Here is a 20,424-nt window from a genome sequence, read left to right as displayed (position 1 = left end):
CCGCACCCGCGCGCCCGGGGTGGGTGGTGGGCGCGGGTGCGGGCGCTCAGGCCTGCGGGGCCTCGGCCCGGCCGTCGCCGGTGGGCCCGTCGGCCGGGTCGTCCTGGTGGGCGGCCGCGTGCACCAGGTCGGGCAGCAGGTCCGCCACCGCCGCGGTCAGCGCCCCCAGCGCCCGGCCGTCGGGAATCGGGTGCCACAGCAGGCACACCTCGGCGTCGAGGAAGGACACCGCGGGCGCCCCGACGGCCACCAGCCGCTCCTCCAGACCCCCGCGCAGCAGCGCCTCCTCCAACCCCGCGGTGTCCTGGCCGCGAGGCCCGTAGACCAGGCCCTGCGGCCACCGGATGTGCTGCGCCGCGCTGCTCCAGTCACGCTCCAGCGTGGCGCGCGGCAGCGGCTGGGCCAGCTTGGTGCAGACGGCCAGCCAGATGTCCACGTCGCCCTCCAGCTGCTTGATCAGGATCGAGACCGTCGCCTCCTTGCCCGTGAGCGGCCCGGTCAGCGTGAGCGGACCGCTCGCCGTCTCACTGGCGTGGGTCTGGGCGGTCAGCCAGGGGAAGTGCGCCAGGTGCCCCTCCCAGCGGGGCGACTTCAGCGCGTGCAGACGCCAGCCCGGCTGCGCGGCCAGCCCCTTGATCCCCGTGCCCACCCGCGTGGCCCGCACGACCTTGCGGGTGCCGCGCGCCACCATGACGACCGACACGACGACGGTCAGCCCACAGCCCAGAAGGAACAGCATGCCACCGATCATCGGATCTCCTTCGTGGGTGCCCCGGCTTCATCTGCCGAGGAAGCGAGGGCCCCCGCACAGTGAGGCGAACGGACCCCGGCCTTCGCCGGGTCGGTACCGCCTCTCGGTGTGTGATCACCCGTCATACGACTACCGGTTGAGGGGACACGCGAAGCGCACCCGCCGGTTCCGCTCCCCCCGACCGATTCGCGGGCGGCGGGGCCTCCGCACACGTCCGGGTGCACGGGGAGGGCCTGCACCCGGGCCGAGCGCGGCTCGCGTCGGCCCACGCTCAGCGGGCGGGCGCGGCGGGCAGGACGGTGGGGCCGGACGGGTCTTGCGGGGGCAGCGGTCCGCGGGCGATCCGGGGCGGGCCGTCGAAGGGCAGGACGACGAGGTACCGGTGCGCGGCGCCACCGCGCCCCGCGTCCTCGACGCGGGCGAGCGTGATGGACGGGCCCCCGGCCGCGAGCGCCGCGGCGGCCGGGCCCGCGCCCTCGGTCAGCTGGTCGAGGCGAGCGTAGTGCCGGGTGAGGCCGGCCGCCGGGGCGGTGATCCAGATCGCGATGCGCGCGCCCCGGCGCAGCGCGGTGAGGAGGTCCTCGCGCAGCGGGCTGTCGGGGGCGTCGGCCTGGAGGCGGTCGTGGAGGCGTTCCTGGGCGCAGGGGCGGGTCGGTGCCGCTTCGGCCAGGCCGCGGCAGGTGTGGCAGGAAGCCAGATACTGAGGCTCGAAGTGGTGCAGGTAGAAGGTGAGGTAGCGGCCGCGGATCCCGCACAGGGTGCGCCCGGCGTCTGCGGCGTGTTGGACGCCGGGGACGCCGTGAACCTCGGCGGCGGGGAATACGGCCGGTTCCCGCGCGGCGACGAACGACCAGGTGTCGCCCGGCTTGTCGATCACGGCTGGGAGCATGCCATGGCGGGTGCGTGAGGGGTGGGGCCGGGGCGGGGGTGGGACGGTCGGCGGGCGTGGGTGAGGATGGCGCCCATGGACGACGCCTTCACACTCCTTCACCGGGCCGCCGACCTCCTGTCCGAGGACGGCGCAGCAGCGGGCGACGGCGCAGCGGCGGGCGGCGGCCTGACAGTCGCTGAGGTGTACACGGAACTGAACCTGTGCGAGTGGGAGTTGGCGCTCCACCTGCTCGTCGAGCTCGCGGACGTGCGTCCGGCGTCCGTCGCGTTCTGGGAGTTGCTCGCCGAGGCCGCCCGGCAGATGGTGCTGGAGGACAGCCGCCGTTGGTGCGAGTGGCGTGCCTGGGAGGCGCGGCACGGCACCGTCCGGGCGGCGCTGACGATGCGCCGCGCCGGTGAGGGGCGTCGTCGGACCGCGTTCGCGGGGGACGGGCAGCTGCGGCCGCTGTGGGACGTCGGCCTGCGCACCGCGGACGGGCTGCAGATCCTGGACACCGCGCGGATCTGGGTGGAGGGCGCGCCGCGCCTCGGCCCCGGGGAGAGCGCCGACGTCCGTCTGGCGCCCCTGCGGCCCGAGCTGTGGCGGCATGTGAGGCCCGGTGACGTCGTCGCCATGCACGAGGGCCGGCCGGTGGAGGGCACGGCGACGGTCCTCGAGGTGCGGGCGCCGCGTGGTTGAGGCCGTTTCGGGGCCGGCGGCCTTCGCCGGGAGGTTTTACCAAACGGTCGACCAACGGTCGGCCCGGCTCGGATAGCGTCCCGGTATCCATTGATCGCGCTGCGGGCGCCGTGCCTTCCCGGGCAGGGGCTGTCCGCTGAAGGGGCATGCCATGAGTCTGGTCAACGTGTTCGAGGCGGCGTCCGCGCTGCCGACGTCGTGGAACTCGCGCCTGCTGGGGCAGGTGGGCACGGCCGGTGTGAAGGTGCTGCGCATGGACGGGCAGCCGGTGCCGAGCGAGGTCCATGCGATGACGGAGGTGCTGTTCGTGGTCGTGGGCCGGCTGGAGCTGACCGTGGACGGTGTGGAAGTGACGGTGGGTCCGGGCGAGATGTACTGGGTTGCGGCCGGTACGCACCACGCCGTCCGGCCGGGCAGCCGGGGCACCCTGGTGATCGTGGAGGTCCCCGAGGAGTAGGGGCGGGCCTACGGGGACACCTCGGCGCCGGTACGGGTGCGTGCGCGGTGGAGCAGGTAGAGCCCGGAGGCGGCGGCGAGGACGGCCATGCAGGCCGCGAAGACCAGGCCCGCGTCGGCCAGGCCGAGGGGTTCGCTGAGCAGGCCGACGCCGATGACCGGGATCGAGATGCCGAAGTAGGCGACCACGAACAGCGCGGACAGGGCGCCGCCGCGGTGCTCGGCGGGCGAGGCCGCGGCGACCTCGCCCACCGCCCCGCGCAGTCCCATGCCCTGGCCCGCGCCGCCCACCAGGGCGCTGAGGACCAGCGGGGCCAGGGTGGTCCAGGCGAGGGAGGCGGCCAGCAGGGCGAGGCCGGCGATCAGGACGAAGCAGCCCAGCGGGATGGCCCGCGCGGTGCCGAGGCGGGGCACCAGGAGCTGGCCGAGGGTGGAGGCGAAGAACGCCGTGAAGACGATGAGGCCGACGACGGCGTGGTTGTCGATGCCCAGGTCCTCGGCGAGGAACGCCGGGCTGACCGAGGTGAACACCCCCAGCAGCGCGAACCCGGCGAACGCGGCGATCCCGGCCGGGACGAACACCCCGCGCACCTCGGGCGGCAGCGCCGGGCGGTGCGGGCGGGCCGTGCGCAGCGGGTGGGCGTCGTGGACGGTCTCGGGCAGGAGCCAGGTGACGGTGAACGAGGCGGCGAGCAGCACCAGGTGGACGACGAAGGGCAGGACGAGCGGGTCGGGTGCGTACTCGGCGAGGAGGCCGGAGAGCAGGGGTCCGCAGCCCAGGCCGCCCATGTTGGCGGCGGTCGCGACGAAGCCGGCGCGGGCGCGGCGCTCGGGTGGGGCGAGTTCGAGGACGTAGGCGGTGGCGGTGCCGGTGAACAGGCCTGCCGACAGGCCGGAGAGCAGGCGGCCCAGGCAGAGCAGGGGCAGGCCCTGTTCGGCGAGGAAGGCGACGGCGCTGGCGGCGGCGAGGGCCAGTCCGCAGAGCAGGACGGGGCGGCGGCCGACGGAGTCGGAGACGTTGCCGACGAGCAGGAGGACGCCGATCACGCCGAAGGCGTAGACGGCGAAGACGACCGTCACCATCAGTTCGGAGAAGCCGATCTGTTCCTGGTAGAGGCCGTAGAGGGGGGTGGGGAGGGTGGTGCCGGCCATGCAGACGGCGAAGGCGGCGGCGGCCCCGAGATAGCCCCGGCGGGTCCGCCGGAGCTGGTGTCGCTGCGGGGGCCGGCGTCGCTGCGGGGGCCGGTGGTCGGTCATCCGCCCACGGTAGGCAGCCGGCCCCGCCGTGGGCCGTCCGGGCGGGGCCCGGCTTGGGCCGGATGGCGGTCGCCTGCCACCTGTGCAGGGGGCAGGGGGTGGGACGGGTGTTGTCCCGGGGCCCTACTCGGCGTACGCCGGTATCGGCTCCGCTCCTTGGCAGCAGATGGCGTCCTCGTCGGCGATCACCGTGAGGCAGCCCTCGCAGAGCCATGCCGTACCGGGTTCCACGGGCCCGGACGTGGACACCTCGTTGTCGCGCACGATCAGCTTCCAGGTGTCCCAGGACTCTTCGCCCTGCGCGTCGATCACACCGTTGAGCACGTGGTCGAAGGTGAAGTTCCCGAACCCCGGCTTGCCGTGGGCGTGAGCGCCGGGCTTGAGGAAGTGGTCGACCAGGTAGGCCAGCCACTCGGGCGAGTCGTAGAACTTCTCGTGTCGGTTCCATTCGATCGCGGCCCCGTCAGCGGTGGGCTCCCACTTGCACCACAGGCCGGGTTGGCCCGCCGCAGGCTTGTTGTACTCGCGGATGTCCGCGTCGCGGCCCTGTCCCGCGTAGCCGGTGCCGTCGACGTAGTAGGGGCCGTTGTCGCGGTCCATGCGCCGGGTGCCGGCGAACTTCCGCAGGTAGGCGGTCTCCTGCTCGTTGAGCGGCGGTTCGACGGCGATCCGGCCGGTGAAGGTCGTGGTGTAGCCCATGCCGGGCATGGTAGCCACGTCGTCCGACACCCCGGCCCGCCCGACCGGGCCGGCGGGCGTCGAGCGTCGAGCGTCGAGCGTCGAGCGTCGGGCGTCGGGCGTCGGGCGTCGGGCGTCGGGCGTAAACCCGATGAACCCGCTCGGTCACGGCGCTAGCCTGCGTGGATGGGACTGGACATCACCGTGGTCATGGCCGACTGGGCGCACCTGGCCCGGGTACCGGCGCAGGGGCGGCTGGAGGCTCTGGAGGACGCGGTGTTCCCGGACTTCTGCTGCGAGCGGTGCGAGGACGCGAACTACGCGGTGGAGGGCGGCTGGGTGTGGCGGCCGCGGGATGCGCCGTGGTGCGCCGAGTACCGGTTCTTCAGCACCACGGGTTCCTATAGCTGGCACTTCCACCTGGCCAACGCCTGGGAGGACGTGCGCCCGCTGGCCGCCCCCGATCTGCGGGAGGCGCTGGACCGTTTCGCGAGCGGCCTGTTCTGGGACGGCCCGTACGACCCTGCTGCGGAGGACGAGGACGACGACTCCCCCGCGCCGGCGCGCGGCTTCCCCACGGACCCGGCACCGTGGCGGCCCCACGTCCTGCTGCTGCGCGCCCCTGACGAGGTGCCGGCCCTGGCGCGGGCCTGGGAGGTGGCGGCGCCGCGGCTGGAGGAGTTGCGCGAGCCCTTCGCCACCGAGGCCGCCCCGTGGCCCGCCCGGCCGAGGACGTTCGACGCCGCCGTCGCCCTGCTCCACGAGTGGGGCGAGGTGGTCACCCGGGCCGGGGACCGGGGCTGGGGCCTGATCGGCCTGCGGTAGCGGCCGGCCCTCGGCGTTGTCAGGCCCGGCCGTCAGGGCTTGGCGGGTTCCGGGGGCGTCCAGGTTTCACAGCGCCTTGAGGAGGTCCTTGACCAGGCGCCAGGCCTTCTGCCCGACGGTGGCGGTGTCCCGCCAGTGCTTCTCGGCCTCGGCACTGGCGCGCGTCAGCGCCAGCTCGGGGCCGGTGGTGCGGGCGAGGTCGATCCAGCGGGTCCCGTGCGTCAGCGCGTTGAGGTGGTACTCGTCCACGCCCAGGTGGGCGGCGGTCCCTCCGGCAGGCAAGTGCGGCGGCACGTGCCCACTCCGACACCCGGGCGTATGCGCCCGGCCGAGGAGAACCGCCCCGCGGGCGGTTGGCCTTGACCACCAGCAGGTAGTGGGCCTTCTTCTCCTCGACCAGGAAGCGCACATGGGAGCGCTGGGTGTGCAGGGCATCGGCCGTGACGGTGACCCCGGTCAGGTCGTAGGGCTCCAACAGCGCGGCGAAGCAGGTGATTTCGTTGGTCTTGTCGGGCACCCGCAGCTGGGTGACGGTTCGGCCGTCGTCGGTCATCGCGGCCAGGAGGTGGGCGGCGGGCAGCTTGCCGAGCTGGGAGCCTCGGGCGGCCTTGCCGTCGACGGAGACGGAGTCCGAGCCGACGGGATCGGCGCCGGTCAGGTCGGCCAGGCCGCCGGGACAGGCCAGGCCGACGACCCGCCGGATCGTGGCGGCACTCGGTGCGACGCGCACGCCCAGCGCCCCCACGACCCGGGCACCGAGGCGGGCCAGGGCGTGCTGCGGAGCGTTCGCGGACCACTGGCCGATCGCCGCGTACGAGCGTGCGCCGGCGACCACCGCCGAGGCCGCGACCAGCAGCACCGCCACGAACGGGTGACGCACCCCTCGACGCCAGGGCATGAGCTTTCTCAGGTTGTGGGCTTGATCAGGTCGAGTGCGTGGTCGGGGCGTGACCTGTAGTGATCGACTGCCGCGGCGTGGTTGTGCCAGCCGGCGAGCTCGGCGAGCGCGAGGGCGGTGTTGCGCAGACCGGCCATGATGCGGGGTGCGCTGCCGGTGCGGATCTTGGAGGCGTCCTCGCGGAGGGTGACGTCGCGCAGGTGGTGCAGGGCCTCGACGCCCCAGTGTTCGCGTACGTGTTCGGCGAGGTGGGCGGCCGTGGCCTCGTGCATCGTCAGGTCGGTGAGCGCGTAGATGCGTTCGACGGTGAGTTTGCCGGTGCTCAGGACGCGACGGCGGCGCACGATCTGCAGGACCTGGTCGGCGTGGGGGAAGGGAAGGTCGGGGACGGTGGCGGCCTTCAGGCGGCGGATCTCGTCGCGGCCGTGAGCGATGGCGCGGGTCTTGTCCATGAGCGGGACCTCACTCCAGGGGAGCTTCTTCAACTGGGCGTGCAGGGTGGGGTGGTTGCCCTTGATCAGGGCGATGTAGTGCGCGTTCTTCTCCTCGACCAGGAAGCGGGCGTGGTCGTGCTGGGTGAGCAGGGCATCGAAGGTGACGACCTTGTCCGCCAGGTCGAGGGGTCCGAGGAGCGGGCGGAACGCGGTGATCTCGTTGCTCTTGGAGTCGACCTGCCGCTGGGCGATGACGGCGCGGGTGCCGTGGATCGACGCGGCGAGCAGGTGGACGGCCCGGCGCTCGCGGGTTCGCGAGCCGCGCAAGGTCTTGCCGTCGACCGAGACCGCGTCCCGTTTGACCGGTGCGTCTGCCGGGACTGGGCCGGTGAGTGGGTCGGTGTGCTGCAGTTGCAGCCAGGCGCCCAGTGCCGCGTCGAGCGCGTCGCCGTCGAGGCGGGCGAGGAGGCGGGCCAGTGTGCTGGTGCGCGGGATGCCGCGGACCAGGCCGATGCGCTCGCGCAGCACCGGGTCGAGGCCGGCGGCGAAGCGGACGATGGCGGCCCAGGTGGACGCCCCGGCCATTACCGCGGTGGCGCACAGCACGAGCAGGGCGCCCAGTCGGTAGCGGCGCCCCCGCGTGCGGCGCGGGTCCGGCAGGCGGTCCAGGACCTCGGCCAGGGTGATCAGGCGCTCGGCGTCGCCGGTCAGATCGCCCGGCATGTGGTCCTGGTGGCGGGTGACGGTGGAGATCAGGGAGGATGGCATGCAGACGCGGCTTCGGTTGTGATCAACGGCTTCGACACCTTGATCATCCGGAGCCGCGTCCCGTTTCACCACACCGGCGAAGCGGACAACCCTCCTACTTCGTCACAACTGTGACGTCTCGTCACCCGAGAACGCTCGCGCCCTGCGCCAGGAACGCGGCGTCATGCTTCGGCACCCAACCGAACAGGATGCCGGCGCTGAGGGTTGTGCCTGGCCAAGATGTCCGAGGCTTTGGTGCACTCGGTCATCACGCCCCACGTCGGAGGCTCGCGCGGTGCCGATTTCGCCGTTCCCGAACGAAGGCACCGACGAGGTGGGCGCTTCAACCCCCGGCTCACGGCAACGCCTCCGCCCGATAGTACTGCCAATGCCGAGGCCGCAGGTCTTGTCACCTTAACCTGCGGCCAAGGCGTGAATCAGGGAACCTTCACCAAGGACCTTACCGGGGAGGGAACATAGCTGAACCACAGTTCAGCACTTCCATCGTGCGACGAGTAGGCCATCCAGAAGTTGCACCGCCCGCCTCCGTCGCTTCGTGTCGCGTCGATACGGACGCCATCGCCCGCATCCGTGAAGTATTCCTCCTTCCATGTTCCCTTGATCTCAGTGACTACATCGCCCAGAGCACCGACGGTGCCATCACAGACGCTCACCGGGAGCTTTGACGCCCCCACACTTCCATCGGGTTTGAGTTCCAGAAGGACTGATCCATTCTTCCACGCTCCCTCCAGGTCAAGCGCCGCAGTTCGCTTCATTACTTGCCATCCGACTAATGCGACACCGATCACCAACAGCGTTACAGCTACCGAGATCACTATCTTCCACCTTGAAGCCACAGGCTTCCCTTCCTCGGTTTCTGATCTTCCACAACGCGCCTTATAGGTCATCATCACGGAAGTCGCCGGGCCTTGCATACTGGCCGCCTTCAACATACAGGATCGCTTCACTGGCAACGTACTTTTCAACCCACTGCCTGACCAGCATTGCGTTCCATCCGAGTTCCTTTGCCGGCACTACCGCCCGAGCCCGCAGTCCAATACTCCGGCCTTTCTCATTGTTCACCAGGTCTGCAAGATGGTCACCCTGCATATTTCGGGCGTGATAGGCCTCATGTGCGTCTGCCCAGTCCCAGGCCCGCTCCTCGCCCAGGTTGAACGTCAGCATGGCCTGCCAGACCGTGTGCCGGAAGGCATTAGTCTGCTCTGTATCGCCCTGACCGTAGGGGTAATTCGGCCCCCTTGGTCCACCCTGATAAGTAAGTTCCGTGAGCTCAACAGCCCGGTCCTTGACCTCATGCGCGGCCCAACAGTCAACTGGATGGTTCCCGCACTGTGCCATTTCTGTCTTACTAGCCGGCTCGTAATTCTTCCGGTCATACGGGTGACGGCCATCCTTGTCCCAATTGAACGGGTAGCTCGTCTTGGCTCGATAGTCGCGGCCCGCCCGAAGACCATTCTGATGCCTCATCTCCTTTCGCTCTTCCTCGAAACCTGGATCACTCGAAACGAGGCGCTGATAGGCAGAATCGTCAACCCGCTCGGCAGTCGTCTCAGCCGCGTTCTTCATGGTGATTGTGCCAGCGGAGCCGCACTTGTAGAGGGTGCCGCATTCTTCGGATTTGAGGCCGTTGGGGTCGGAGCGGTTGACGGGGTTGTTGTTGCTGTAGGCGTAGGCGTTCCACTGGAGAGGGTCGCCAGCGTCGAAGATCGGGTCCGGGCTGAGGAAGCGGCCGGTGGTGGGTTGGTACTGGCGGGCGCCGAGGTTGGTGAGGCCGGTGGTGTCGTCCTTGAGGCCGCCGACGTAGCCCTTGTCGCCGGCCCAGGGGGTGGTGAGGGAGCCGGGGCCGCGGAGGTTGCCGAAGGGGTCGGTGGTGCGGCGGGTCTCGGCGAGGGAGTCGCGGTCGAGGGAAAGAGAGTTGGTGCCGTGGTGGTCGGAGAACTGGTAGGTGAGCTTGTCCGGGCCCTGGCGGACGAGGGTGATGTTGCCGGGGATGGTGTAGTAGCGGGTTCCGGTGCTGGTCTTGCTGTTGGTGTCGTAGGTGAGTTCGTCACCGCCGCCGAGGTTGACGGTGACCTTGCCGGGGTTGCGGCGGATCAGCTGGTTGCCGTCGGCGTCGTAGACATAACTGGTGGTGGCGGATCCCTGGGTGAGTGAGGCGAGCTTGCCCTCGACGTCCCAGGTCAGGGTCGCGCCGTTCGCGGCGTCGACCGCACTCCACGTGGGAGTGCTCCACTTGGACTGCCAGCCCGGCGCGTAGACGATGAACTTGCCGTCGTCCTGCAGTACCGCGAAGTAGCCGCTGCCCGCACCCACGTAGGTCTTCGACGACCAGAGGGCGATGCGCTGGGGGTCGTAGACGACGAAGTTGCCGTCGTCCTGCATGGTCGCCCAGGCGCCCGGGTGGTCCTGGGTGTTGGTGGCCCACACGGCCTGGCCGGAGCGCAGGGAGGTCAGGACGAGGTTGCCGTCGGTCTGCATGGTGAGCTGGGCGCCGTTGGAGCGCACGGTCTCACCGGACTTGAGGGTGAAGCCGGCCTTGAGTTCCTTGTTACCGCCGGGGTTGGTGATCTTGGTGGTGTTGCCGGCGGCGTCGTACTGGTCGCTGCCCTGGGTGCCCGGGCTCCAGCCGAAGGTGTTCTTGGCCGTGGTGAGGGCGTGGGGGCCGCCGGTGCCGCCGCCGGTTCCGGCCGCGGTGGTGGGGGTGTTGCGGGTGCCGGGGGCGGGGAAGGTCTGCTCGGTCTTGAGGTCCTTCGCCACGTCTCCGGCGGGGTCGTGGTTGATCAGCTTGGTGCGGTTGCCGGTCAGGTCGTAGGAGTAGTCCTGCCAGTAGGCGGCGCTGCCGCCGACCGTGGTCTTCGCCGGGGCGGTGGCCCCGCTGGTGGGGGTGGTGTTGGCGCAGGCGCCCTGTCCGGCGAGGGAGGGGGTGGGCTGGTCGAGGCGGCCGGTGTCGCTCCACGCGGTGGTGAGGCGGCCGAGGTGGTCGTAGGTGAAGCACTGCAGGTCGGTCGCCGCGGGGGTGTTGTTCGGGATGGTGCGGATCGCGGTGATCTGGCCGGCCTGGTTGTAGGCGTAGGTGGTGTTCTGGACGGTGCCGGTGGTGGAGGTCTGCTTGTCGATGTACTGGGTCAGCAGACGCCCGGTGGACTCGTCGTAGGTGTTCGTCGCGACGACCCGGTAGCCCCCGGGCAGGTCCCTCGGAACGGTGACGGCGTAGACGATCCGCGGCACTCCGCCCACCGTCACCGCCCATCCACCGGAATCTAGTCGCGGTTTGGACGGGCACCACTTTTGAAAGATGAAGCCGTCTAGCCTCGGGCTTTCACGAGGTGATGATCTGACTGTTCGCCAGAGCGCAAGAGAGTGCTTCTGACCTGGGACGATAGGGCTTGTCTAGGGTCCTGTCGCCGCAGTGAAAGAAGCACTCTCCAGGTGAAGAAGCGTAGTGGGTCCTACCCGCTTGTCCGCGTCCGGGGCGGCGGCGGGGGTGCGGTGTCGCAGGCCGGTGCGGTGCTGCTGGTGGAGACCGCCCGCCGGATCGGCCTGGATGCCGCCTTATCGGTGGCCCTGGAGCCATGGCGCAAGCCTCGGGCGGTGCACGACCCGGGCAAGATCCTGCTCGACCTCGCCCTGGCGGTCGCGCTCGGCGGGGACTGTCTGTCGGACATGGCGGTGCTGCGGGCCGAACCCGCCCTGTTCGGTCCGGTCGCGTCCGACCCGACCGTCTCCCGGCTGGTCGACACGCTCGCCGCAGCCGGCCCCCGTGCACTGACGGCCCTGCGGCGGGCACAAGCCGAAGTCCGCGAGCGGGTCTGGGCGTTGGCCGGCCGGACCGCGCCGAACGCGGGCGGCGGGGTGATCGTGGACATCGACGGCGTACTGGTCCTGGCCCACTCCGAGAAACAGGACGCGACCGCGACATGGAAGAAGACCTTCGGCCACCACCCCCTGCTCGCGTTCGTCGACCACGGCCGACAGGGCTCGGGCGAGCCGGTCGCGGGCCTGCTGCGGCCGGGCAACGCGGGCAGCAACACCGCCGCCGACCACATCGCCGCCGCCCGCCTGGCGCTGGCCCAGCTGCCGAAGAAGCACCGGCGCGGGCGAAGCACGCTGATTCGCACCGACTCTGGCGGCGGCACACACGACTTCCTCAACTGGCTGACCGCACGGGGGCGGTGGCTGTCCTACTCGGTCGGGATGACCATCACGGAGGCGATCCACCAAGCCGTCCTCCTCGTTCCGGCCTCGGCCTGGACACCGGCCGTGGTGCCGGACGGCTCCGTCCGCGACGGCGCTTGGGTGGCCGAACTCGGCGGCGATGTCCTGAAGGGCTGGCCGAAGGGCATGCGGCTGATCGTCCGCAAGGAACGTCCGCACCCCGGAGCCCAGTTGCGCTTCACCGACGCCGACGGCATGCGGCTGACCTGCTTCGCGACGAACACCACCGGCACGCCGATCGCCGCTCTGGAGCTGCGGCACCGCCAGCGCGCCCGCACTGAGGACCGCATCCGCGCCGCCCGCGACACCGGCCTGCGCAACCTGCCTTTGCACGACGCCGCACAGAACCGCATCTGGCTGGAGATCGTCCAGATCGCCCTCGACCTGCTCGCCTGGATGCCCATGCTCGCCCTGGACGGCGACGCCCGCCGCTGGGAGCCCAAGCGCCTGCGGCTTCGTCTGTTCTCCGCCGCCGCCCGGCTCGTCACCACCGGCCGCCGCCACTGGCTCCGGCTGGCCCGCCACTGGCCCTGGACCGGCGTGATCACCACCGCGTTCGAGCGCCTCCGAGCTCTGCCGCAACCGGGCTGACCAGCGACAACCCACCTGCCCCAGCGAGATCCGCACCTCCGGAGCCGTGGAACCCGGCGCCCACCCGGCGCGACAGTCGGGCCACCGCCCTGCGCTTCACCAGCCCAAATAGCCGAAACGGCCCGCCAGCAAACTGACGGACCGTCACGAAAGATCGAGGCTAGATTTGCGAAATGGAATCACGGTCGGCCTGATGTGTCTCAATAATTGAGGTGCTGCTGCCTACGGGCAGCAGCACCTCAATATGTTCAGATGCTTCGCGCGGCCGCGTCGACTCCAACTAGCGATTGTCGCAGCATATCGGAGGAGGCTTCCGCAGAGATTCGGCCTATAATTTCGATCTCGACCAGGTACTGGCCATAGCGCAGCCAGGCGTATCGCCGATCACACCCGCCATCATCCGAGCGAAGGCAGAAGTACTTTTGCTCGTCGGCCTCCTGGCTAGAGTCCAACGCGGTTCGATCGATGGTCCCGTACCGTGAATACCGTTCATCCGGAGACCCCTCTCTGAAGACCAGCCAGGCCCATGTCGGGGAATCGAACTCCATTACCGTTTGAATGAGCGTCCCTGCCAATGGGTCTGCATTATCCTGCTGGAAGAGGCGCTCGACGCGATTGCTGAGGCCGCGCATGTAGGGCGCGCCGGGGTCCTTGTCTGGCTTCCGCTGCCAAGACTCCGCTTTCGGCGGGGCCTGGAGCAAAAGCTCCGTTCCCCGGCTTGCCTCTCGCCATTGTCCGGCGAGTGGAAGGTTCCAGAGCAAGACTCCGATCAGGAGAATGGTTCCGACCCCAAAGAGCACTGAGCGCCCGAGCCGGGTCTTCGGTAGGAGCCGTGTCACTTGAGATCCTTCACATTCATATCGGGATTCACAGTCAGTCCCAAGATGGCGTTGTGCAGCTGCCCCTGCGTAAGGTTGTCACCATAGCGGTCGTACAGGTCGACTCCGAGCTGCATCGTGATGTGATCGCTCTTGTCATCCCTCCCCACGAGCCAGCTCTCGAGCTTGGAAGCGCCGTCGACGAGGGTCTTACCGCTGATCCCGGCCGCGCGACCGACGTAGCCGTAATGGATGTTCGACCAGATGTCGTACATGAGCCGCTTCTTAGTCCCGGGAACCTCGAACCAGTAGTTGTCCTTGGCCTTCATGTTGAACATCTCGTCAAGGATATCCTTGTGGTCCCAATCGCAGTGGGGGCAGACCTGTGCCCCCCACATCGCCAAACCACCAATCGGGGTATTGGAGTTGCTCTGGGCCCTGCCTATCGAGCTCAATATGGACGTGTCAGGGTGGAGGGATTCATTGATCGCCTTCACCCGCGGATCGTCCTTGTTCTTCTTCATTTCTCCGAACATGTAGGTCTCGGCGCGGAAGAAGTCCGCCGAATCGAGGTCTGTCCACTTCTTTGGTCGCACCTTCGCTAGTGCCGCTGGCTGGGTCTCCTCCTCGCGGCTCCGCACGGTCTCGGATACGTACTCGGCTGTAGTTTCCGCGTGGTTGGCCATGGTGATCGTGCCGGCGGAGCCGCACTTGTAGAGGGTGCCGCATTCTTCGGATTTGAGGCCGTTGGGGTCGGAGCGGTTGACGGGGTTGTTGTTGCTGTAGGCGTAGGCGTTCCACTGGAGAGGGTCGCCAGCGTCGAAGATCGGGTCCGGGCTGAGGAAGCGGCCGGTGGTGGGTTGGTACTGGCGGGCGCCGAGGTTGGTGAGGCCGGTGGTGTCGTCCTTGAGGCCGCCGACGTAGCCCTTGTCGCCGGCCCAGGGGGTGGTGAGGGAGCCGGGGCCGCGGAGGTTGCCGAAGGGGTCGGTGGTGCGGCGGGTCTCGGCGAGGGAGTCGCGGTCGAGGGAAAGAGAGTTGGTGCCGTGGTGGTCGGAGAACTGGTAGGTGAGCTTGTCCGGGCCCTGGCGGACGAGGGTGATGTTGCCGGGGATGGTGTAGTAGCGGGTTCCGGTGCTGGTCTTGCTGTTGGTGTCGTAGGTGAGTTCGTCACCGCCGCCGAGGTTGACGGTGACCTTGCCGGGGTTGCGGCGGATCAGCTGGTTGCCGTCGGCGTCGTAGACATAACTGGTGGTGGCGGATCCCTGGGTGAGTGAGGCGAGCTTGCCCTCGACGTCCCAGGTCAGGGTCGCGCCGTTCGCGGCGTCGACCGCACTCCACGTGGGAGTGCTCCACTTGGACTGCCAGCCCGGCGCGTAGACGATGAACTTGCCGTCGTCCTGCAGTACCGCGAAGTAGCCGCTGCCCGCACCCACGTAGGTCTTCGACGACCAGAGGGCGATGCGCTGGGGGTCGTAGACGACGAAGTTGCCGTCGTCCTGCATGGTCGCCCAGGCGCCCGGGTGGTCCTGGGTGTTGGTGGCCCACACGGCCTGGCCGGAGCGCAGGGAGGTCAGGACGAGGTTGCCGTCGGTCTGCATGGTGAGCTGGGCGCCGTTGGAGCGCACGGTCTCACCGGACTTGAGGGTGAAGCCGGCCTTGAGTTCCTTGTTACCGCCGGGGTTGGTGATCTTGGTGGTGTTGCCGGCGGCGTCGTACTGGTCGCTGCCCTGGGTGCCCGGGCTCCAGCCGAAGGTGTTCTTGGCCGTGGTGAGGGCGTGGGGGCCGCCGGTGCCGCCGCCGGTTCCGGCCGCGGTGGTGGGGGTGTTGCGGGTGCCGGGGGCGGGGAAGGTCTGCTCGGTCTTGAGGTCCTTCGCCACGTCTCCGGCGGGGTCGTGGTTGATCAGCTTGGTGCGGTTGCCGGTCAGGTCGTAGGAGTAGTCCTGCCAGTAGGCGGCGCTGCCGCCGACCGTGGTCTTCGCCGGGGCGGTGGCCCCGCTGGTGGGGGTGGTGTTGGCGCAGGCGCCCTGTCCGGCGAGGGAGGGGGTGGGCTGGTCGAGGCGGCCGGTGTCGCTCCACGCGGTGGTGAGGCGGCCGAGGTGGTCGTAGGTGAAGCACTGCAGGTCGGTCGCCGCGGGGGTGTTGTTCGGGATGGTGCGGATCGCGGTGATCTGGCCGGCCTGGTTGTAGGCGTAGGTGGTGTTCTGGACGGTGCCGGTGGTGGAGGTCTGCTTGTCGATGTACTGGGTCAGCAGACGCCCGGTGGACTCGTCGTAGGTGTTCGTCGCGACGATCTGCCAGCCGAACGGGTTCACCGTCGAGCGGATGTTGCGCCCGTAGGCGTCCCAGTCCGACTGACGCAGATAGACGTCACCCGCCCCGCCGATGTCGTGCAGCAGCCCATAGGCCTCGTACTTGTAGTTGATGGACTCGTCGGCGAGGTTGCCGGCGGCGGCCCGGTACTCGTTGGTCATGGCGCCGGTGATCGGGTCGTAGACGGCCTCGTACTCGAAGGTCTTCTGCCCGCTCTGGCCGATCTCACTGCCGGGGATGGAGACGGTGGTCTTGGTTGGCCGGTACGCCTGGTCCATCGTGGTGACGGCCTTGGTGTAGGCCGCGCCGGTGGCGCCGCCGACGTAGCGGGTCGAACTCGCCGGCTGGCCCTTGGCGACGGTGTCGTAGGTGTAGCCGGTCAGCTGATTGGCCGGAGTGATCGTGCCGTTGTAGGTACCGGTCTTGCGGCCGAGCAGATCGTAGGTGATCGCCACGCTCTGACCCCGCGCATCCGTGGTCGTCGCCAGACGACCCGCGCCGTCGTAGGTGCGGGTGGAGACACCGGTGTCGGGATCGTCGGCGCGGACCTGGCGGCCACGCTGGTCGTAGCCGTAACTCCACGAGTTACCCGCGGCATCCGTACGCGTGGCGGCCTGCCCGCCCGGCGTGTAGGTGTAGGTGGTGACGTCGGCGTCGGCCTGCCGGCCGGTCGCGCCCGGGGTGCGGTACTGCCACAACTGGGCACTGCGGCCACGCGCGTCGGTCACCGTGCTGGTCGCGGTCGCCCCGGCGGGTGGGGTCACGTCGACCCGGTCCGCGCCCGGGTAGGCGGTGGTCGTGATGTTCTGCGCCACGCCCAGGGCGATGAACTGCGAGCTCACCGGACGGCCCATGCCGTCGAACTCGGTGTACGTCTGGTTCGGGACCTGCGCCGGGGTCGCGTTGAACCGCACCGTGCTCGGGCCGGAGGTGTCGTCGTAGTAGGTGCTGTAGGTGCGGTTGGTGCGGCCCTGGGAGTCGTAGAAGGTGTCGGTGACCAGCCGGCCGTGGTAGGCGGAGATCGCCGGATCGGTCTGGGTCTGCACGACCCGGCCCAGACCGTCCATGATCTGCGTGGACACGGCGTCCTTCCCACCCGAGCGCAGCGTGCGGCTGGTGATCGCCGAGGGCCTTGCGGTGCCGTCCACGCTGTAGTCGAACGTGTAGTTGGCACTCTCGCTGGTCGCCCGACCCGGCGTCCACACGGCCTTCAGCCGGCCGAGCCCGTCGTAGGACTGCGTGACGATACGGGCGTTCGGGTCGGTGGTGGTGAGCGGCAGCCCGCGGGCCGGGTTCAGCGTCACCGTGGTGGCGCGCTTCGCGCCCGCATCCGACGCACCCGCCGGAGCCGGCGTCCCCGCGACGGTCCGGTCGGGCAGCTCACCCGGGTTCGCTGAACTGTAGCTCGTGACCACCGTGGTGCCGCTCGGGTTCGCGGTATCGGTGGAGGTCGGGTCCGTCGCTGTGGCTGACCGGCCGTACGCGTCGTAGGTCATGGTGCTGGTGGTCACGTACTGGGCAGTCCCGGAGCCGTCGTAGCGGTCGAGGACCTGGGTACCCGTCGCCTCGCCCTTAGCCCCGGCGCTGCCGAACGCCTGACCGTCGTAGAGGGCGCGCGAACCGGAGATGGTGTTCGCCGAAGTCGGTGTCACGGTGCAGGCATTGTTTCCTGAAACCGTGAGGACTGCGGAGACCAGGCCGGTCATCTGGGTATTGCTACTGGCGGCGTAGGAGTTGCGGGTACAGACGTCCGGCGTGCCGTCAGCCGTACTCAATGAACTGACGACCCGGTTGCCGTTCGCCGCGTCGGTGGTGGTCACCGTCGAGGTGGTGCGGGTGCCGGTGCTGGTCTTCGCAGTAGCCACGCTGGTCGAGGTGGTCGCCGCGTAGCGGGCCACCAGATCCGGCAGGCCGGAGCGCTTGTGCGTGGCCGTGTCGGACGGTCCGCTGCTGGTGTTGACGGTCCACGACTGCGGCGCGGTGGCGTCCGCGTCGGCGTAGACGTCGGACTCCAGCACCCGGCCGGACAGCCAGTCGGAGTCGGTCTTGGCGCCGCTGGTCGGACCGGCGACCGCCAGGGAACGCTTGCTGCCGTCCGCCTTCAGGTCCCCGTCCATGCCCTGGTAGTAGCTGGTCGAGGACTTGGACTTCTTGCCGTCCTGACCGGAGCCGGTCACGACGGTGACCTTCGCGAACCCACGGAACTGGTCCCACGTACGGGACTTGTCGTCCACCAGCGCACCGTCATTGCGGTGCCAGGCGGCGTCACCGTACTCGTAGGAGGTGGTCTTCGTCACCGCGCCCGCGATCAGGTTGGAGTTCGGGTCCACCGTCACCGAGGCGACCGGGTAGCGCAGGAACCAGTCGTCCACCATCGCCGCCACGCCCGTGTCGTACCACTTCACGTTGTAGCAGGCCAAGGTGTTGTTGTCGGCGGAGGCCGGCATCGTGCCAGTGGTGCGCTGGCAGGAGTTCTGCTTGTACTCCACGCCGATGGTGCCGCCGGTCTCGGTGGTGATCAGCTCCATGCGCGGCCGGTTGTAGCGCGGCCGGGCCGGCACCAGACCGTCCACCCGGTTGGGCAGCAGCAGGTCTGCGAACGTGACGGCGGGCAGCTCCTGCTCGCTCTGCCCGTTGAAGGTGTCCTTGCCGATCCGCTTGACCGTCTGCAGCCACGGGATCTGCGTGTTCTCACCCGAGTTGGACGGCGACTTGAACACGTGCGCAAGCTCGTAGCGGTCCACCGGACGGTAGGCGCCGCCCGAGCGGATCGAGGTGGTGATGGTGTTCAGCCACTGCGTCGACCAGTAGCTCGGCCCGTAGTTCGAGCAGGTGCCCTGCTCGGCGCACTGCTTGTCCAGCGGAACGTCCGGCCAGTTCGAGGCGTTGGCCGCCGTGCGCTGGGCGGGTGCGCAGGCCGCCTCGCCGGCCACGCAGCGCTCACCGATGCCGAAGTCGATCCTGGACGCCGCCTGGTAGGCGCCGTTGGCGCCGAGCTGGTCGGAGAGCAGCTGGCCGTAGGCGATCGAGGCGAGCGTGCCGCCGCGGGTGTACTCGGTGTTCGTGCCCGAGCCGCGGTTCTGGCCTCCGCCGCGCGCGTACCAGTTGGTCTCCGGCGCATACGTGTAGGTGGTCAGGTTGTTGTGGACGTCCACGACGTAGTCGAGGTTCCAGCGCCACGCGGTCTGGCACCACGAGCCCTTGCCCTTGGCCGCGTCGTAGCACGGGTCACCCGCGTTCGGCGAGTACACCGGCACCGTCCACGCCGACCTCGACTCCGGGCCGACCGCGGTCGGGGCGCCGGTGGCGGAGGGCAGATGGTTCAGACCGAAGTAGTACACGGTGCCGGCGGTGTCGGTCACCTTCAGGTACGAGCCGTTCCAGGTGCCGTTCGTGGCACCGGTGAGGAACTCGACCTTCGTACCGTCGTCGTTCTTCAGCCGCCACGTGCACATGGACTGCTCGTTCTTCGGGTCCCCGGATACACAGGAGGCGTCGTCCGGCACGAGCTCGCCGGAGTGGCCGCCGAGTGAGAGGGTCAGGTTCGCCCCGCCCCAGCACTGGTCACCCGAACCCGCGATCCCCGCCTTGTCACACGGCTTGTAGGAACGCTCCACGAACCCGGAGTTCAGGTCCCAGCCGTCACCGATCCAGGAGGCTTGAGCGTTGGTGGACGACGTCCGCCCGTCCACCGACGCCGAGTCGTAGCCCAGCGCCACCTGCGGCGCGGAACCGCCCAGCGTCGGCGGCACCTGGATCGGATAGCTGTAGGTGAACGACCCGGACGAGCTGCCCGCCGTCCACGCCTGACTCGGCGACAACGACGTCGCAGAGTACGTACCCAGACCACTGGACGGGGTACCCTCGGCCGCCAGCACCAGCGGCGCCGAAGCCCCGGCGGCAAACCCGCCCGACAGCGCAACGTCAGCGGACTTGGCGTCCGCCCTCTGGCCCTTCGTCAACGCCACCTCGACCGCGGGCAGGTCGACGTCCGCGACGAGCCGCTTCGCCTGCACGTCATAGTGCGACGCAACGGGCGTGCGTTCAAGGCAGCCCGCCACCTCCGGCGTGGTCAGCGAACACGCGGGAAGCGAGACGAGCCGCGCCCGCTGCGCGAAGTCACCACCGAAGCCGACACCCGACAGATCCAGGCCCACCCGGGCCTTCGCCGCATCCGCCTGCTCGTTCCGGGCCAGCGACACCAGCGCACCCTGCACACCCGCCGCCGAAGCCGCCTTCGCATCCGCGACAGCCACCTTCACCGGCGGATTGGCCGGCGCCGGGGCGTCCGCAGACGGTGCATCCGCCGCCTTCGCCCCGGCCTCCGGTGCCACCGGTGCCAGCCACACCGGCAGCTCACCGGCCTGCTTCGACGCCCCCGCCGCCGGCTCCCGCACCTCGACGCCGTCCGCGCCCTTGCGGATCGCCTGAGCGCCCACCGCCGGCGCCGCGTCCAGCAACGCGACCGCCGAACCCGCCGCCACCTTCGCCGCGGCCTTCGGCGGCACCCAGTCCGGCGAACCCTTCTTCGCCGCAACCGACTTCGGCTTCTCCACCGAACCCGCCACCGACGGCGTCTTCGGCAACGGCGTGTTCGGCGGCGACCACACCTTGTCCTTGTTCTTGTCCGCCACCGGCGCAGCCAACGCCGGCGCAACGGGCGCCACCAGAGCACCCAGCAACGCCAGTGCACTCACAAAAGCGACACGAGAGGCCCCAGGCCGCTGCGGTGGCGGCGCTCCCCTCCCTGCCGGCCAAGACAAACGGACACGGCGAACGGACATCGCTACCCCCCATAGGCAGCCACGCCTCGACAGGGCGTGGACGGACGACTGTGGCGGAGAGTATGGGAT

General features: G+C 69.7%; 13 protein-coding genes and 1 pseudogene. 4 read left to right on the top strand and 10 right to left on the bottom strand.

The window, feature by feature from the left end:
• Positions 1-46: 46 nt before the first annotated feature.
• Positions 47-739, bottom strand: a complete 693-nt coding sequence (locus ACF9IK_RS36935; protein WP_395292392.1) for a hypothetical protein — start codon at positions 737-739, stop codon at positions 47-49.
• 283 nt (positions 740-1,022) lie between these two features.
• Positions 1,023-1,628 carry a hypothetical protein gene (locus tag ACF9IK_RS36930; protein ID WP_395298417.1) on the bottom strand — a complete coding sequence of 202 codons (606 nt, stop codon included), beginning with the start codon at positions 1,626-1,628 and terminating at the stop codon, positions 1,023-1,025.
• A gap of 87 nt (positions 1,629-1,715) precedes the next feature.
• Between ACF9IK_RS36930 and ACF9IK_RS36925 the strand changes: the two genes are divergently transcribed.
• Positions 1,716-2,321 carry a hypothetical protein gene (locus tag ACF9IK_RS36925; protein WP_395298416.1) on the top strand — a complete coding sequence of 202 codons (606 nt, stop codon included), beginning with the start codon at positions 1,716-1,718 and terminating at the stop codon, positions 2,319-2,321.
• Between the two features lie 151 nt (positions 2,322-2,472).
• Positions 2,473-2,778, top strand: coding sequence for a cupin domain-containing protein (locus tag ACF9IK_RS36920; RefSeq protein ID WP_395292395.1), 306 nt, complete (start codon positions 2,473-2,475; stop codon positions 2,776-2,778).
• An 8-nt stretch (positions 2,779-2,786) separates the two neighbouring features.
• Here ACF9IK_RS36920 and ACF9IK_RS36915 read toward each other — a convergent pair whose 3' ends face one another.
• Both ACF9IK_RS36915 and ACF9IK_RS36910 read right to left on the bottom strand, forming a co-directional pair.
• Positions 2,787-4,034, bottom strand: a complete 1,248-nt coding sequence (locus tag ACF9IK_RS36915) for an MFS transporter (RefSeq protein WP_395298415.1) — start codon at positions 4,032-4,034, stop codon at positions 2,787-2,789.
• A gap of 123 nt (positions 4,035-4,157) precedes the next feature.
• Positions 4,158-4,733: a hypothetical protein gene (locus ACF9IK_RS36910; RefSeq protein WP_395292396.1), complete on the bottom strand. Its 576-nt coding sequence runs from the start codon at positions 4,731-4,733 to the stop codon at positions 4,158-4,160.
• Positions 4,734-4,898: 165 nt separating this feature from the next.
• On the opposite strand from ACF9IK_RS36910, the gene ACF9IK_RS36905 reads away from it, so the two are divergent.
• Positions 4,899-5,537: a hypothetical protein gene (locus ACF9IK_RS36905; RefSeq protein ID WP_395292397.1), complete on the top strand. Its 639-nt coding sequence runs from the start codon at positions 4,899-4,901 to the stop codon at positions 5,535-5,537.
• Positions 5,538-5,603: 66 nt separating this feature from the next.
• Here ACF9IK_RS36905 and ACF9IK_RS36900 read toward each other — a convergent pair whose 3' ends face one another.
• The 5 genes and pseudogenes from ACF9IK_RS36900 to ACF9IK_RS36880 form a co-directional block, all read right to left on the bottom strand.
• A complete protein-coding gene (locus ACF9IK_RS36900) occupies positions 5,604-5,819 on the bottom strand; it encodes a hypothetical protein (RefSeq protein ID WP_395298789.1) in 216 nt (71 codons plus the stop codon).
• A gap of 412 nt (positions 5,820-6,231) precedes the next feature.
• A pseudogene (locus ACF9IK_RS36895) lies at positions 6,232-6,435 on the bottom strand (transposase family protein); the annotation flags it as partial.
• A gap of 8 nt (positions 6,436-6,443) precedes the next feature.
• Positions 6,444-7,637, bottom strand: coding sequence for an ISAs1 family transposase (locus tag ACF9IK_RS36890; protein ID WP_395292209.1), 1,194 nt, complete (start codon positions 7,635-7,637; stop codon positions 6,444-6,446).
• 416 nt (positions 7,638-8,053) lie between these two features.
• Positions 8,054-8,527: a hypothetical protein gene (locus tag ACF9IK_RS36885; protein WP_395298414.1), complete on the bottom strand. Its 474-nt coding sequence runs from the start codon at positions 8,525-8,527 to the stop codon at positions 8,054-8,056.
• Positions 8,514-10,880 carry an RHS repeat-associated core domain-containing protein gene (locus ACF9IK_RS36880; RefSeq protein WP_395298413.1) on the bottom strand — a complete coding sequence of 789 codons (2,367 nt, stop codon included), beginning with the start codon at positions 10,878-10,880 and terminating at the stop codon, positions 8,514-8,516. The genes ACF9IK_RS36885 and ACF9IK_RS36880 overlap by 14 nt, the downstream gene beginning before the upstream one ends.
• A 186-nt stretch (positions 10,881-11,066) precedes the next feature.
• Here ACF9IK_RS36880 and ACF9IK_RS36875 point away from each other — a divergent pair, with 186 nt between their 5' ends.
• The gene (locus ACF9IK_RS36875; RefSeq protein WP_395298412.1) at positions 11,067-12,443 is read left to right on the top strand and encodes an IS1380 family transposase; all 1,377 of its coding nucleotides are present in this window, start codon (positions 11,067-11,069) and stop codon (positions 12,441-12,443) included.
• An 835-nt stretch (positions 12,444-13,278) separates the two neighbouring features.
• Here ACF9IK_RS36875 and ACF9IK_RS36870 read toward each other — a convergent pair.
• Positions 13,279-20,205 (bottom strand): RHS repeat-associated core domain-containing protein, encoded by a 6,927-nt coding sequence (locus ACF9IK_RS36870; protein WP_395298411.1) that lies wholly within the window; start codon positions 20,203-20,205, stop codon positions 13,279-13,281.
• Positions 20,206-20,424: the final 219 nt, after the last annotated feature.

It is taken from the genome of Kitasatospora hibisci, from assembly GCF_043950205.1.
GTDB classification, from domain to species: domain Bacteria; phylum Actinomycetota; class Actinomycetes; order Streptomycetales; family Streptomycetaceae; genus Kitasatospora; species Kitasatospora hibisci.
The sequence above is the reverse complement of the archived record's forward strand: the minus strand, read 5'-3'. Positions and strand labels throughout refer to the sequence as shown.